The sequence below is a fragment of the Bacillus sp. S71 genome, assembly GCF_016625265.1.
Classification (GTDB): Bacteria; Bacillota; Bacilli; order Bacillales; family Bacillaceae_G; genus Bacillus_A; species Bacillus_A cereus.
Genome location: NZ_JACVUW010000001.1, coordinates 518000 through 533024 on the forward strand (window position 1 = coordinate 518000; position 15025 = coordinate 533024).

Here is a 15025-nt window from a genome sequence, read left to right on the forward strand (position 1 = left end):
ATTAATCATCACTTTTTTGTTTTGTCATTGCTTTAATTGTTTTTAATTGGTTATCCAGTGCGGCTAGCGTGCTTTCTAACTTAGAATATTTATCAATAATAGTTATTTGTTTCTCTTTATTTACTTTGTCAATATCTCTTATTTTATCATCCAAATCTTTTACTTGCTTTTCAATACTTTTTGAGCGTTTTCCTATAACTCCTTCATCTCCAAAGATTCCATTTAATTTTTTCTCCATATCATGGCCTAAACCAGTAAAACCAAAGAAAAATTGCTTCACTGTTTCTTGATCCTCTTTAAAAGCATTTTTTAATTTCTCTTCATCTAGAGTCATATTCCCACTTTTGTCCACTTGAATTCCGAAATCATTTAAAAACTTTCCATCTTGTGAATATCTAAATATATTTGTCATCGTATTACTAATTGAAAATGCAATACTACTTCCTTGTACAGCTCCATTTTCACCAGCAAATAAATCTAAAGTTGAAACAGCTTTATTATATTCATCCTTCATTTTTTTGATTAAATCAATGGAGTCTTTTATATTTGAATCCTCAACAGTAATTTTGATAGGTTCTGTAGTTACTTTTTCTAAATTAATTATTAAACCTGGAATCGTATCAATTTTATTAGATACACTCGAATCTTTAATCCCATTTATCGTATATTCAGCATTTGTAGCTGCTGTTATTTCATGGGCAACCGTAAATACCTTGTTATTATCCTTATCTATAGATGACTTCACTAAGCCTATTTCTTCTAAAAAACCTTCTTTGCCATCTACTAAATTTATTGCTCCTTTTTCCCCAGCTGTAGTAGATGTAAAGAACAATTGTCCCCCCAATGAATATACAGACACGCCATAATTTCCATTATTAATTTTATTTACTAACTCTTTATAAGTCATGTCCTTTGAAACTTCAACTTTTTTACCATTAATACCAAACGTAACATCTTTTTCAATTTTTGCATCTAAGTCTATTTTATCAACTGGTTTTGTTGTAATTTGATGGCGTTCCGCAATTTTTTCGACTGTAACAGTATATGTTCCAGCAATCGCTGCTGCATCTGCCTGTGCAGTAACAAACCCCTCTTTTGTTAGAGTTGTTTTCTTTTCATTGCCTTTAAATTCATTTAAATCTTTAAAAACTTGCAAAAAGTTTCCAAATTCTTTTTTCATACTTGCATATACATTTCGTTCAGTTGTTAGCAACTGTTTTTGATTATTATACGGTGTCTTCTTCATTTCCAAAGTTTGCAATTCTAATTCTACAAGTTTTGAGGTATCAATCATATTATTACCAAGGTTCCAAATCTGTTGTCTATCACCAATACCCGTTAAAGTCCCTGCCATATTTCCCACTCCTTATTTTTTACATGTAATCTAAAATGCTCGTTTTACTCATCGTACTAACTGCCTTAAGTGTCGCCTCATACGTCGCATTTATATAAGCTAAATCGGAAATCGCTACCGCTAAATCAACATCTTCAATTTCTTTACGATTTTCTTGAAGCGCTAAATTTTGTTCACTTAAAATCGTCTTAAACGTATCAATAGTATTCATCGTTGAACCGACTTCCGTCGTACGATTAATAACATTGTCTAAGTTTTTCTTATTTCCCTCCAATAACGGTTTCAACGTGTTTTGATCACCACTTTGCATAGCATCTTTCATCTTTACTAACGTTTGAATTACAGGAGTTAATAAATCCTCACTTTTACGAAAAGCTTTAATTTCATAACCATCGTTCAACTTCCACATTACATCATTTCCGCCACCTTGGTATGTACCCTCATCTGTAAACGGGGGCTTTTGTGCACTGTCCCCACCAAAAATATAGCGTCCTTGTTCTTTTGTATTTGCTAAATACACAACTTGTTTTACCAGTTGGTCTAACTCTGCTCCAATTGCTTTCAACTCTTTTTCACTATTCGTTCCATTTAATGCTTGTATCGTTAATTGATCTACCCTCGTTAAAGATTTCACAATACCCTGCAATGTGTTTTCTGTTTGACTTAGCACATTTCTAGAATCCGCTATATCTTTCTGCATTTGTTCAATATTCGCCAATGAATGTTGAATCGCAAATGATTTACTCGCTGCTAGTGGATCTTCACTCATAAGAAGATTTTTCTTCCCTGAAGTTACTTGGTTTCTATGGTATTGTTGTTGCACATTCAAATCCATTAACTGATTCTTTGCCCAGTTTGCATTTTGAAATGTAGATACTCTCATTTCTATCTCCTCCTTATATATTTCCAATCAATTATTATCACTTATCGAATAATCGAAAATAGACTATCAAACACTTCATTCATTGTAGTAATAGCTTTAGAGTTTGCGACGAAATATTTTTGGAAGGCCATTAAATTTACCATTTCCTCTTCCATATTTACACCTTCAACGCTCATTTTTTCTTGTTGAATACCTTCTAGTAAGTCGCCATGAATTTTTTGATAACCATTTACTGCACTTTTATCAGATGCAACACGAACTATAAATTGATCTAATGCTTGTTTATAAGAAAGACCTTCTTTATAATCGTCCTCTGTAACTGCTGCTAGTTTATTTGCTGTTTCAGCAGATATTTTCATTTTCGAAATATCTTTTTGGAATTCTGGATTTAACTTCATATCTTTCGCATGATCTCCAACGAAGAAATCTTTTCCCATCACTGTATTCACTTGATTTTTCATCGAACTCATTAAGTCTTCAAGATTTTTTTTATAATCAACTATCTTCGCTTTCGTGTCAATCGCTGATTTTATCGCTCCGCTAGTTACATTGATTTCTGAACCGTAAATCTCAACTGACATTGGGTCTTTTTCTTTATTTAATTGAAGTGGATATGTATCTTGTCCATTTACTGTTAAAATACCATTCATTCTAACACTCGCGATATTAGGATTCATAGATTCATAAGATACTTCTATATTTGCATACTTAGACATCTCTGTAACGATGCGATCTCGTTCGTCTAAAAGTTGATTTGGCACTTGTGTACCTGCTTGTCCAATTTTATGATTCGCTTCTGCTAAACTAGCAGCAAGACGATTAAATTCATTAACATGCGCTTCAATATCTTCTGCTGTCTGTGCTTCCACTGTATCTAAGTTTTTCGCAAGACGATTCACTTGACTTGTGAACTTCCCAGTTTCAGAAATTAATGTATCGTAGTAGTTTGGTTGCTCTGGATTTTTTGCTACTTCACGAAAGGCATTAAAGAAACCGTCCATTAAACTAGATAATGAATTCTTTCCTGTCGTTCCAACCATAGACTCTACACGTGATAAAGTCGAATTCATGTAGTTATAGTAAGAGAGCTGAGATAATTGATCATTAAACTGCTTCGTTTTTACCTCATCAGTAATACGGTCAACACCTAGCGTTTGTACACCGTAACCAATTCTCTGTTCTGGCGTATGACCATTACTTGCTCCAACAGATCCGTAATTCACCATTTGACGAACATACCCCGGTGTATGAATGTTAGACAAGTTTTGTTTCGTTGTTTGTAACCCCATTTGAGCCGCTAACATACCCGATAGCGGTGTATTATAATCAGATAATCTCATAAAGCTTCACTTCTCCTTTACAATAGTTCGTTCATAAAGATTTGCGAATTATTGTTTCGCTCTAAGTTATATTCAGAAACAGAATCCACAATACTTTCTGTAGTTTTTAATAGTACGTTTAAGTAATATTGATTTTTCAAAAGAATCATTTTTACATTCTCTTCTAATTCAGTTACGTTTTTTTGTAATTCTTCCATTTTTTCAATTTCTTCTTGAGAAAAATACGAAAATAACGCACTTACACGAAACGATTCAACTCCTTGTTCTTTACAGAACTGAACAACCATTTCTTCAAATGAGCTTGATAACCCTTTTAAACCATCAATGTACTGCAATTGCTCTACTTGCAACTTTTGAACTGCATTTACATTTTTATTTTTTAAATTCTCATATATTTGCTCTCCAAGCGCTTGAATATTTTCATACGCTTTTTGAATAATAACGAGTTTTTCATATAATTGTATGTACATATAGCTTCCTTCCTTTTACAAGACTAAATTCACAATTAAACCATGGATTTCTCCAATTTGATTTAACATTTCTAAATGTCCTGTTTTCGTATTAATTAAATTCATCACATCTTCTAATTCATTCAATCCCATTTCTGCCTGTTTCACAATCGTCATTTTCTGTGAATATCCGTAACGTGGGTGACGAGACATGACATCTTTATACTGCAATACATTATCAACGTAAAAATTCAAAAATGATTTTACTGTATTTTTGTATTCCATTACATTATCAAGCGTTAATTCCATTTCAATTTTCTCTTTAATTTCTCCAATATTATCGACAAACGCTTCCATTTGTTCTAGTAATTTATCTTTTTTCGGATCTGCATGCAAATTATCCGAAAATGCAAGTCCTGTCCTGACATTTGCTTCTTTCGGCATTTGAGTAGCAGGCGGTATATGCGATAAAATTGGATTATGCGAGATAGAACGTAGCATATATATCACCTATTTATTTTTTTATTTCTTCCTAAACTTAATCGTAAAATCCAGTTATTTATAATTATACTCTGAACAGTAATATTTTGCAGTTATTTTTTATAAAAGATATGTTACAATTTAGCATGAGGTGGCACAATTCTATGAATATTTTCCTTTGTGGTTCAAATCAATTAACAGCATTAGATCAAGAAGAAATTAAAAAATTTTTAACTGACTATGCTCACAAACATAAAATTTACATATTATGTTATAAATCTATTGAAAATGAGGTTCTTCGTTTTTTTGTTGAGAATGAAAGACTCGCTCAAAATTTATGCCTTTACACGCTGCAACCATTGCAAGCAATAACAGATGAATTTCAAGAAGTCGTTGATTACTTAAAAAAACACGGAGCCGAATATGTTGCTTTTGATCATCCTTCTGACTCCATTTACCGATCAGATTATATGTTTTTTGTTAAACAAATTATTGAAGACACTGATTTAGTTCTCTGTTTTTATAATGGGGACAAACATACATCTGTCATCCCTGTCGATGTTGCAAAAGAAGCAGGTATTGATGCTGTCATTTATGATTTACCAGGATTACATGAAAAGCAAATGAAAAAAAGCTTTGAACAAAAAATTCGTATGATGTAAAGGGGGAGGCACAATATCATTATTGTGCCCATTGTAAATATGATAATTGAACAAGATTATGATCATTTTATCGCGAGTTTTAAACAACAATTCAATATGGATATCGCTTCTTATAAACAAGATAGAATGCGCCGTAGAATCGATGCTTTCATTTCGAGAAAAGGCTTCGAAAACTACACTAATTTTTTAAACAAATTACGCGCTGATCAAAATTTATTTTTAAATTTTATTGACTATATTACAATTAACGTTTCAGAGTTTTTTAGAAATAAAGAACGCTGGCAAACTTTAGAGTCGAAAGCACTACCAAAATTACTCGAACAAAATAGCGGAAAATTAAAGGTATGGAGTGCCGCTTGCGCTGCTGGTGAAGAACCGTACACACTCTCTTTAATTTTATCAAAGCATCTAGCTCCATTTCGTTTTGAAATTCAAGCAACAGATCTTGATTTTCATATTTTAGAAACCGCAAAACGCGGTCAATATACAGAACGTTCTCTGAAGGAATTACCTAATGATTTGAAAGAACGTCATTTCACAAAAGAGAATGATATATATTCATTGCATCAAAACATTAAACAAAACGTTACGTTCAAACAGCACGACCTTTTAATGCAGTCGTTCGATACAAATTATGATTTGATTATTTGTCGTAACGTAATGATTTATTTTACAGAAGAAGCAAGAGTAAAACTTTATGAAAAATTTAGTCGTTCTTTACGAAAAGGCGGTGTACTATTTGTTGGTAGTACGGAACAAATTTTAACACCCGAACGTTACAATCTTCAGCGATTTGATACATTCTTCTACGAAAAAATATAAAAGAGGTCGTCACAATGGAGTGACGACCTTTTTACATAACTCGAATTAAAATAATACCGACAATCCATATAAATAGAAAAAGAAACGTCATAGACCATTTATGTTCTTGCACCGTATGTTTCAACGCCTGTGACAATTGTGTCATGTTCATTTCCGCAAGCGCTCTCCATACACTTACATCCCGATCTTTAGCAATACGGTCTGTAACGCTAATTAAAATTGTTTCGTTAGACAGTTTCGTTATATAAGCAGTAATAACCGTTACCATCAAATTTATATTTCCTTCTGAAGAATCACTTTCCACTCTAGAGATAAGTGCACTCACATCTAGTAACGGAATATGTACTTTTCTACCAAATGATAGTTGTACTTCAGCGAAATCATATGTTCCATCTAACAAAGGAAGTTCTTTTATATGCGCCTGCTTAACAAGCCCTTGTAGGCTTCTAATTACTTGTTCAAATATTTTTTCTGTTTGCTTACCTTCTCCAGATAACGTGTGTAACTTTTTAAAAAGTTGTAACACTGTATCCATCTCTTTAGAAAGCATTTCCTTCATAATCTTTCCATCACTTAAACTTGCAAGTAAAATACCTATTTCATTATTTTTCGAAATAATTTTAGACTGTCCAGTAAACACTAAATTGCTACGCTTTCGTTCTTTCTGGATTTCATGCTCCGAAATAGCTGCAGGCTGTTTTAATGGTTGTAACGCCTTATCTTCAATTGTCGTACGTTTAATCTCCATTTAAGTGCCTCCACTACTATGAAATAATTAGCCCCATTCTTTATTACTCTTTAAAACTAAAAACAGTACGAATAAACCTGACATGATAGTAAACAAATCAGAAGCTTGCACTCCCTGTTCACCTTTTTCTTCTTTCTTGTCTTTCGGTTCTTCTTTTTGTTCTTTCTTTTTAGAGGCAACTTGTTTGTTATTTTTCTCTTTTTGGTCCTTCCCCTTATGTACTTCCTTGTTGTCTTCGAACGGCTCTTTTATAACGTAAGTAAATTCCTCTTTCTCTTTCAACGGTTCTTTTATAAACTTATTTACTATCTCATCTTGCTTCGGAATTTGAACAACTGGCAAATTTTCTTCTGGAAGCGGGTTTTTGACTTTCGAATCTTCTTGTTTCTCATTTTCTTTCTTATCTTCTAATTCATTTTCTAGTTTATTATCTAATTTATCTTCTTTCTCTTTCTCTTCTATCTTTTTATCATCTTCGTTTTTTGGTGCCAAAACAGAAATGATATATTCACTTTTCTCAACAAGTTTATTACCTGCTGCATCTATTATCTCTACAAGTAATTCATATGGACCAGCCGGCAATGCTTCTGTTATTTCAAATACTTTTTGCCAATCCATATCATGCTTGTTGTAATCTAATAAAAACGAAAGCTCTTTATTTTCTTTCCCTTTTAATGTAACGCGCACTTCTTTTACAACCGATTCTATATCTGACGCTTTTACTCGTAGATGTATAGAATCTCCCTGTTTTCGTTCAACTAAGTTCTCTTTTACTTCATCAATAGTAACTTTCTGTAACTTTGGCAATTCTTTATCTATAGTTGGCGTTTCATTTTTAATACGAATGAGCGGGACTTTCACTTCATTTTTTATGAGCTCTTCTTTCTCATTCTCTTTGTAACTTTGAACGAGCTGAAGATTCCAATCACCTTGCAAATCAAAATCCCCTGCTTTATAGTTAGCAACCCAGCTCTTCGTTTCTTCATCATACTCAAAAGATAACATTCTTTCTTGCGCATATTGCTCGCCATTTTTTTGTAACTGCAATATACCTTTCATACTTTGAATGTTTTTCCCATTTGGTTCTACAGCAATCCGCACTTCTTCGCCAACTTTAAGCTCCGGCTTATTTATCGTAATAATTCCCTGTTCCGTTTCTATCTTTCTTTCACTCAATTGTTTATTTGCTACTTCTTGTTGTTCTGCTTCTTTTTGTTTCTCTTCTTTTTGTTTCTCTTCTTTTTGTTTCTCTTCTTTTTGTTTCTCTTCATCTTGTTTCGTTTCCACTTGCTCTGGCGGTTCTTGAGATTCCTTATTTTCTTCTTGTACATTCACTTCATTTATTTTTTGATCTGGCTCAATTTGTTCCTCAGCCTGACTTTGCAAGGGGAAGAACAAGCACACATGTATGCATAGCCAACTCATTAGAAAAAACTTTACGTTTTTCATCTACTAGTTCAAACTCCTATTTCAATGCCTTATAGTGATTTCGTCACTTTTACTCCGAAAAATCCATCTACATTTACAAGTTCACCATACGCCACTAATACATCATTTACATAAATACGAATCGGTTCATCAATATCCTCATCTAGTACAACTGCTTCATTTTCTTGTAAACTTAATATATCTTGAATTGTTTTCACTGTACTTCCAAATACAAATTTCACGTTCATTTCTACATTTTGTAGAATGGACGTGTCCATATATACTGGTTCCATTTGTTTTACTTCTTTAAATTCAATTGGTTGCACAACTGGTTCTACAATTTTTTCTTCTTCAATTTCTTCTGTTGCAATCTCTTCTTCTTCCACCATCGGATACAGAAGTCGCCTTACCATTTCTTTCGCTTCAGAAATCGGCAAAATTTGATACATTTTCGATTGAAGCAGATCGCCAATTTCAAGATTGAACGTAATTTGAACGAGTTCGTCCACTTCCATTGACTCTCCCAAATACTCCATTTCTTCTTTTAACGTTACAAATTTAACATTTGGCGGCGTCATGTCCATTTTTTCTTGGAACATTTCTGACATCGCCGTAGCAGCGTGACCCATCATTTGGTTCATAATTTCTTTAATACCGCTCAGTTCTAATTCAGTAAGCTCTTTTTCCGGATCAACTTCCCCTGTTCCCATCATCATTAAATCTACCATTGTTAAGGCGACATCTTTCGTAAATACGAATACATTCTCATTCTTTAGCCCTTCAACAAAGTCAACATTTAAAATAACAAATGGCACTGGTACTCCATCATAATGACGAACATTGATTGCTTCCACATTTGGTGTACTAATTGTAACTGGCTGATTTAAAAGCGTTGACAATACTGTTGAAGCGGAACCAATTGAAATATTTGCAATTTCACCAAGCACATCTTTCTCTTCTTGTGTTAAATGCTCTTTTTCAACTTCTTCTACAATCTCAGTTTCCACTACTTCTGCTGGCTCGTCTTTTTCTTCTACTCCACCAGATAATTGCATTAATTTATTTACCATTTGTTTCGCATGCTCAACTGAAACAATTTGTACAAGTTTAGAGTTTACAAGATTATCTATCTTTAAATCAAACGACACTTTAACAATCGTATGATTCCCATCGATTTCAGAGATTTTCTCCATTTCTTCTGATAACTTTACAACATTAATCGTCGGCGGAGACATATCTACTGTATCTTGGAAGAATTCCGACATAGATGTAGCTGCGAATCCCATCATTTGATTCATCGCTTCTTGTACAGCACTTAGTTCTAATTCACCAAGTTCTTTTCCATCCTCCACTTCACCTGTTCCCATCATCATTAAATCAGCAATGGACAATGCAACATCTTGTTTAAGAACAAGAAGGTTTTCCATATCTAATCCTTTTGTAAAATGAATGTTTAATACAACATGTGGAACTTCGACATCTCTTGAATCATATAAATCTACCAACTCTATGCGAGGAGCAGTAATGCTTACTTGCCTATTTAAAATCGTTGATAATACAGTCGAAGCTGAACCAAATGATATATTTGCAATTTCGCCAAGAATATCGCATTCTTGAGGCGTTAAATGCTCATTTTCTTTTTCTAGCACAATCGTGCTCGTATCCCCTTTTGTGTGTTGCTCAGGCATTTTCCCTGCCTCCTCATTTCTGTTTTTCTATCAAATAATATAAACTCTCATTTGATTTTAGCAAACTTATTATATAAAACGTTAATATGTATGTATTCCCATTATTAGATTGGTAACGATTAGCCAAAAAGCTCCCCAATTGTATACAAGTGGGGAGCTTTCCTTCATTCCTATTATAAACCTTCTGGGTTTAAAATGAGGACCACTCGTCCATCACCGAGAATCGTCGCACCAGAGAAATAGTTAGAACTCTCTGCAAAGAAGTCACCTAATGACTTTAAGACTATTTCTCTTTGACCGATAATTGTGTTTACAATAAGTCCATAGCTGCGATGTGTATTACGAACAATTAACACAGGAACCATTTGACCATCATATGACGCAAACGCCTCATCTACTGTTTTTTCACCAAATACAGTACTTAAATGTTTCACTTCAATAATTTGATTACGATAATTTAACACATCTTTTCCTTGTAAGGATTGGATGTCTTCTCTCTTAATTCGAATTGCTTCAACGATATTTCCAAGAGGTAAAGCATAGCGCTTATCATTCGTTTGAACAAGCATAGATTGAATAATAGACAACGTTAACGGAAGTTCAATTCTAAATGTACTTCCCTTTCCTTCCTCAGAATCAATGATTAAATGTCCACCTAAACTATGAATCGTATGTTTTACAACATCTAATCCGACACCGCGTCCAGAAAGATCTGATACAACTTCAGCTGTACTAAATCCTGGTTGGAAAATAAGATCAAACACTTCACGATCTGTTAATCTATTTGCATCTGCTTCAGTTACAACGCCATTTTTAATCGCTTTTTCTAATACTTTCCCTTTATTAATACCGTTTCCATCATCCGTAATTTGAATAACGACATGATTTCCACTATGAAAGGCTTCTAATTTAATAGTGCCTGTCTCATTTTTACCTGCATCACGTCGTTTTTCAACAGTTTCAACACCATGATCGATTGCATTTCGAATTAAATGAACGAGCGGATCACCGATTTCATCAATAACAATTTTATCTACTTCAGTATCTTCACCTGTAATTTGTAAATCGATTTTTTTCCCTAAATCTTTCGCTAACATACGTACCATACGTGGGAAACGATTGAACACAGTTTCAATCGGCACCATACGCATATTTAATAGTACGTTTTGAATATCTTTTGAAATATCGCCTAATCGATTTAAATGTTCAATTAACTCCTTGTTTTGAATCGTTTGAGCCAATTCATCAATGCGCCCACGTTCAATTACACTTTCTTCAAACATATTCATTAATCTTTCGATTTTCTCTAATTGAACACGAATTGAACGATTCTCCACTTTAGCATTTTTCGTTTTTGTAGTACTTTTAGCTGGCATAGCACTTGTAGGTTGATTCGTTGCCACTATCGGTGATTCTACCTGCGTAGCCACAGCTGGTTGTAGCATTTCTTCTACTTGCACAACTTCTTGTGTAACAACTTTTTTAGAAGCTACTTCCCTCGATATAGGTTCTCCTTGCTTTACTTCCACTTTCTCAATTTCAGAAACATGAAGTACTACTTGTTTCAATTCTTCTATACTACAATCAGTATCCATAAATACTGTAAATTCAAATCCGAAAGCATCTGCTTCAATTTCTTCAATACTCGGAGCTGTTTTTTGTATATTCCCTACATTCTGCAATGCTTCAATACACATAATGGCACGTACTGCTTTTAAAATTGCTTGCTGTTCAACTGTTATATGCACTTCATGTGAAACTGCATCATCGTTGTCTATATGATTTTGCTCTACATGTTCCGTAGGAGTTTCTACATTTCCGTTCAATAATGCTTCTAATTTCTGTTTAGTTGAGACCACATCAATATTGCCCATTCCACCTTGTTGCACATCTGCAACCATCTTCTCCAAATTATCAATGCACTCAAAAATCACATCAATAATATCCGCATTTACAACTATATTTCCATGACGAATTTCATCTAACACATTTTCCATCTTATGCGTTAAATCAGCCATCTCTGTAAATTCCATACTCGCAGACATACCTTTGAATGTATGAGCGGAGCGGAATATTTCTCCTACAACATCCATATCAGCAGGATTTTGCTCTAACACTAGCACATTTTCATTTAGCGACTGTAAATGTTCTTCTGACTCTTCGAAAAATATATTTAATAGATCTGTTTGCATTTTTATCCCCTACCTGTCTAACAAACATTTCATTTATGTATAACAATTTAGTGTTTTATAATGAGAAAAAAGGGGGCCACACGTCGATCCGCTATCACTGTTTTGATTCCTTGTGGCACCCCTTCTATATTAACTATTTGCTACTTTTGTTAAAGCTTCAATTACACGATCCGCTTGGAATGGCTTTACAATAAAGTCTTTTGCCCCGCCCTTAATTGCATCTAATACCATACCTTGTTGTCCCATTGCAGAACAAATAACAACCTTTGCACTTGAATCAATTTTAATAATTTCTTTTAATGCTTCAAGCCCGTCCATTTCTGGCATAGTAATATCTAATGTTACAATATCAGGTTGAAGTTCTTTATATTTTTGAATTGCTTCTACCCCATTCTCTGCTTCGCCGATAACTTCAAATTCAGCATTACTTTTTAATAAGTTTTTAATCATCGTTCGCATAAACATCGCATCGTCTACTACTAAAATTTTATGTGCCATTCTTTTTAATTCTCTCCTTCTATGTATAAATATATCTTAATATTTCACCTTATCATTCTCACTCATTATACAAAATAAAATGATAAAATTTAATATTTTTTTAAAAGAATTTTCGTATTTTTATTATTTTATTATTAAAATAATAATATACTACTCTTTTATATAAATAACAACGCGACGGTTTTTTTCCCAGTTTTGCGGTGAATCATTTGGTACAATTGGCTTTGTGTCTGCATATCCTACCGCAGCTAGCCTTTTATCATCCACATTATACACTTCAATTAAATGGTGAATCATATTTGCCGCTCGTGCTGAAGATAACTCCCAATTAGAAGGGAATTTCTCGTTATGAATAGGTCTACTATCTGTATGCCCCTCTACAACAATTGGGTTAGGTACGGATTGGAAAAATCCAACTAATTGACTTATTATCCCTTTCGCTTCGGGCTTAACGTTCGCATCGCCTGTATCAAATATTAAATTATCTACTATAACGACGCTTACCCCTGTATCCTCTCGATATACATTCACTTGACTAATACCGTTATTATCTACATACGCTTTCAACTTCTTATATAATTCATCCATTCTCTTTTTTGAGATCATTTTTTCATCATTTTTTTCATGTGAAATATCTGGTATTGTATTTTCCATTACTTTTGCATCTACTTGCCCCGTATCACTAAACTTTTCAAGCATCTTTGACAATTTTACTGCATCTTGCTTTGATGTAGCAACTAGTAATACGAAGAAAGTTAATAATAACATCGTTAAATCTGTAAAAGTCGTCATCCAACGAGGCGATCCCTTTTGCGGTCTTTTACTCATCATACCACTCCTTGAAATATTAGGCTGCTCCTTTTACCTTTTTTACCTTTGTTTCGTATACGTATGTATCCAGTTTCAACTTTAATTTAGAAGGGATTTGTCCGCGATACAATTCTGAAATTGCTTCTATTACAAACTTCTTCTCTGTATATAAATCTTCAATACCACGGTATACTTTTTCCGACAGAGGGATTGCAATCATATTCGCAAGTACAGACCCATATAATGTCGTTAACATCGCAACTGCCATCCCTGTACCAATTTGCGATGTATCTTGTAAGTTTTGGAGCATAATGATAAGACCGATTAACGTACCAATCATTCCCCAAGCTGGAGCAAAATCACCAATTTTATCTAATAATGCCGCTCCTTTTCTTAACTCATACACTTCCGTTTCAATATCTTTCAATAACACTTCTTTTAATTCATCTTCATCGTAACCGCTTAACATTAATCGAATTCCTTTTTGAATAAAAGGATTGTCTACTTGCTCTCCATCAACCTCTAAAGAAAGCAAACCGTTCTTTTTAGACTTTTTCGAAAAATCAACAAACAAATCCGTTAACTGTTCTAAATCTTCTTCTCTTCTATGTAAAACAGTGAAAATACTTTTCGTATATTTTTTTATTTCTCCAAATCGATATGCCACAACAATTGTCGCTGTTGTTCCCCCTATGACAATTAAAATAGATGAAATATCTAAAAAGTTTTTGAAAGCTTTTATTCCACCGCCGCCAAGCATAATCGCCGCTATCACTATGATGAAACCTACTATAATGCCCACTGGGCTAGAAATATCAAACTTCCTTTTTCTTCTTTGTGGTCTAGCTAATACTTGATTTTTTTCTCCCATATTTCTGCCCTTTCCTTTCCATTTTCATATAACATTTTTTTATTTTAATAATACGTTTTCACATATAACATGTATTATACGCTTATCATCTGTTTATCGCAATATACTCATGAAATTGACACATTTCATTTCTATATTAGAATTATGGTATAAAAACATAAGGAGGCTCACGATGGAACACAACATTTTACAAGTCATTGCATTAGCAGAAAAACTAAAATATGAAATGCGACATAGCTGGCTTTCCAACGGACGTCAAGAAAGTGTTGCCGAACATACATGGCGTATGTCTCTAATGGCCATTTTAGTTGAACCTTATTTGGATCAAAAAGTAAATATTGAGAAATTACTTAAAATGGTTATTATTCACGACCTAGTCGAAGCCGAAGCTGGTGATATCCCTGCATTTGATACGATGAATAGTCACGAATTACAGCTACAAAAACAAAAAAATGAACTAGAAGCTATTTTAAATATTAAACAAACGTTAAAAGGTTCTCTCGGTGAGGAATTATATGACTTATGGATGGAGTTTGAAGCAAAAGAAACGTACGAAGCAAAAGTTGCTAATGCACTCGATAAACTTGAGGTGAAAATCCAGCATAACGAAGCTGATATTGATACGTGGCTACCAATTGAACATAAAATGACATTCCAAGTAGCAAAGCATACAAACTTTGATTCTTTCCTATCTAAATTACAAAAAATTATTGAACAAGATGGAGAAAAGAAGTTAATTGCTGCCGGCATTGATGTTGAGGCATGCAAGCAATAATGAAATAAGACACTCAACAAGAGTG

The 15025-nt window shown here is 33.6% G+C and carries 15 protein-coding genes; 3 read left to right on the forward strand and 12 right to left on the reverse strand.

All coding sequences use genetic code 11. From position 1 onward, the window contains the following. Window position 1: 1 nt before the first annotated feature. Genes IBT51_RS02450 through IBT51_RS02470 form a run of 5 tightly spaced genes read right to left on the reverse strand, consistent with a single transcriptional unit; the run spans window position 2 to window position 4527 of the window. On the reverse strand, window positions 2–1354 hold the full coding sequence (locus IBT51_RS02450) for a flagellar hook-associated protein 2 (protein WP_200457985.1): 1353 nt from the start codon (window positions 1352–1354) through the stop codon (window positions 2–4). Window positions 1355–1373: 19 nt separating this feature from the next. Then, a complete protein-coding gene (locus IBT51_RS02455) occupies window positions 1374–2237 on the reverse strand; it encodes a flagellar hook-associated protein 3 (protein WP_200457986.1) in 864 nt (287 codons plus the stop codon). 41 nt (window positions 2238–2278) lie between these two features. Then, window positions 2279–3577 (reverse strand): flagellar hook-associated protein FlgK, encoded by a 1299-nt coding sequence (gene flgK, locus IBT51_RS02460; RefSeq protein ID WP_016082184.1) that lies wholly within the window; start codon window positions 3575–3577, stop codon window positions 2279–2281. 17 nt (window positions 3578–3594) lie between these two features. Then, a complete protein-coding gene (locus tag IBT51_RS02465; RefSeq protein ID WP_000275878.1) occupies window positions 3595–4047 on the reverse strand; it encodes a hypothetical protein in 453 nt (150 codons plus the stop codon). Between the two features lie 15 nt (window positions 4048–4062). Next, window positions 4063–4527, reverse strand: a complete 465-nt coding sequence (locus IBT51_RS02470; protein ID WP_000946323.1) for a YaaR family protein — start codon at window positions 4525–4527, stop codon at window positions 4063–4065. Between the two features lie 143 nt (window positions 4528–4670). On the opposite strand from IBT51_RS02470, the gene IBT51_RS02475 reads away from it, so the two are divergent. Together IBT51_RS02475 and cheR are read left to right on the forward strand one after the other, a co-directional pair. Next, entirely contained in the window at window positions 4671–5168 is a 498-nt protein-coding gene (locus IBT51_RS02475) for a flagellar motor switch protein FliG (protein ID WP_001020110.1), read from the forward strand. A gap of 39 nt (window positions 5169–5207) precedes the next feature. Then, window positions 5208–5990 carry a protein-glutamate O-methyltransferase CheR gene (cheR, locus tag IBT51_RS02480; RefSeq protein ID WP_000582875.1) on the forward strand — a complete coding sequence of 261 codons (783 nt, stop codon included), beginning with the start codon at window positions 5208–5210 and terminating at the stop codon, window positions 5988–5990. 31 nt (window positions 5991–6021) lie between these two features. Here cheR and IBT51_RS02485 read toward each other — a convergent pair whose 3' ends face one another. The 7 genes from IBT51_RS02485 to IBT51_RS02515 all read right to left on the reverse strand — a co-directional run bounded on the left by IBT51_RS02485 (window position 6022) and on the right by IBT51_RS02515 (window position 14225). Continuing rightward, window positions 6022–6738, reverse strand: coding sequence for a hypothetical protein (locus IBT51_RS02485; protein WP_016082186.1), 717 nt, complete (start codon window positions 6736–6738; stop codon window positions 6022–6024). A 27-nt stretch (window positions 6739–6765) separates the two neighbouring features. Continuing rightward, window positions 6766–8187, reverse strand: coding sequence for a transglycosylase (locus IBT51_RS02490; protein ID WP_200457987.1), 1422 nt, complete (start codon window positions 8185–8187; stop codon window positions 6766–6768). Between the two features lie 29 nt (window positions 8188–8216). Then, window positions 8217–9854 (reverse strand): flagellar motor switch protein, encoded by a 1638-nt coding sequence (locus IBT51_RS02495; protein WP_001115016.1) that lies wholly within the window; start codon window positions 9852–9854, stop codon window positions 8217–8219. Between the two features lie 173 nt (window positions 9855–10027). After that, entirely contained in the window at window positions 10028–12046 is a 2019-nt protein-coding gene (locus IBT51_RS02500; protein ID WP_069355332.1) for a chemotaxis protein CheA, read from the reverse strand. A gap of 129 nt (window positions 12047–12175) precedes the next feature. Then, entirely contained in the window at window positions 12176–12544 is a 369-nt protein-coding gene (locus tag IBT51_RS02505; RefSeq protein WP_000940568.1) for a response regulator, read from the reverse strand. A gap of 150 nt (window positions 12545–12694) precedes the next feature. Further along, the gene (locus IBT51_RS02510) at window positions 12695–13372 is read right to left on the reverse strand and encodes an OmpA family protein (protein ID WP_053564849.1); all 678 of its coding nucleotides are present in this window, start codon (window positions 13370–13372) and stop codon (window positions 12695–12697) included. Between the two features lie 19 nt (window positions 13373–13391). After that, on the reverse strand, window positions 13392–14225 hold the full coding sequence (locus IBT51_RS02515; protein ID WP_000504186.1) for a flagellar motor protein MotP: 834 nt from the start codon (window positions 14223–14225) through the stop codon (window positions 13392–13394). A 172-nt stretch (window positions 14226–14397) separates the two neighbouring features. Here IBT51_RS02515 and IBT51_RS02520 point away from each other — a divergent pair, with 172 nt between their 5' ends. Continuing rightward, window positions 14398–15000, forward strand: coding sequence for an HD domain-containing protein (locus IBT51_RS02520; protein ID WP_000400762.1), 603 nt, complete (start codon window positions 14398–14400; stop codon window positions 14998–15000). Window positions 15001–15025 lie beyond the last annotated feature (25 nt).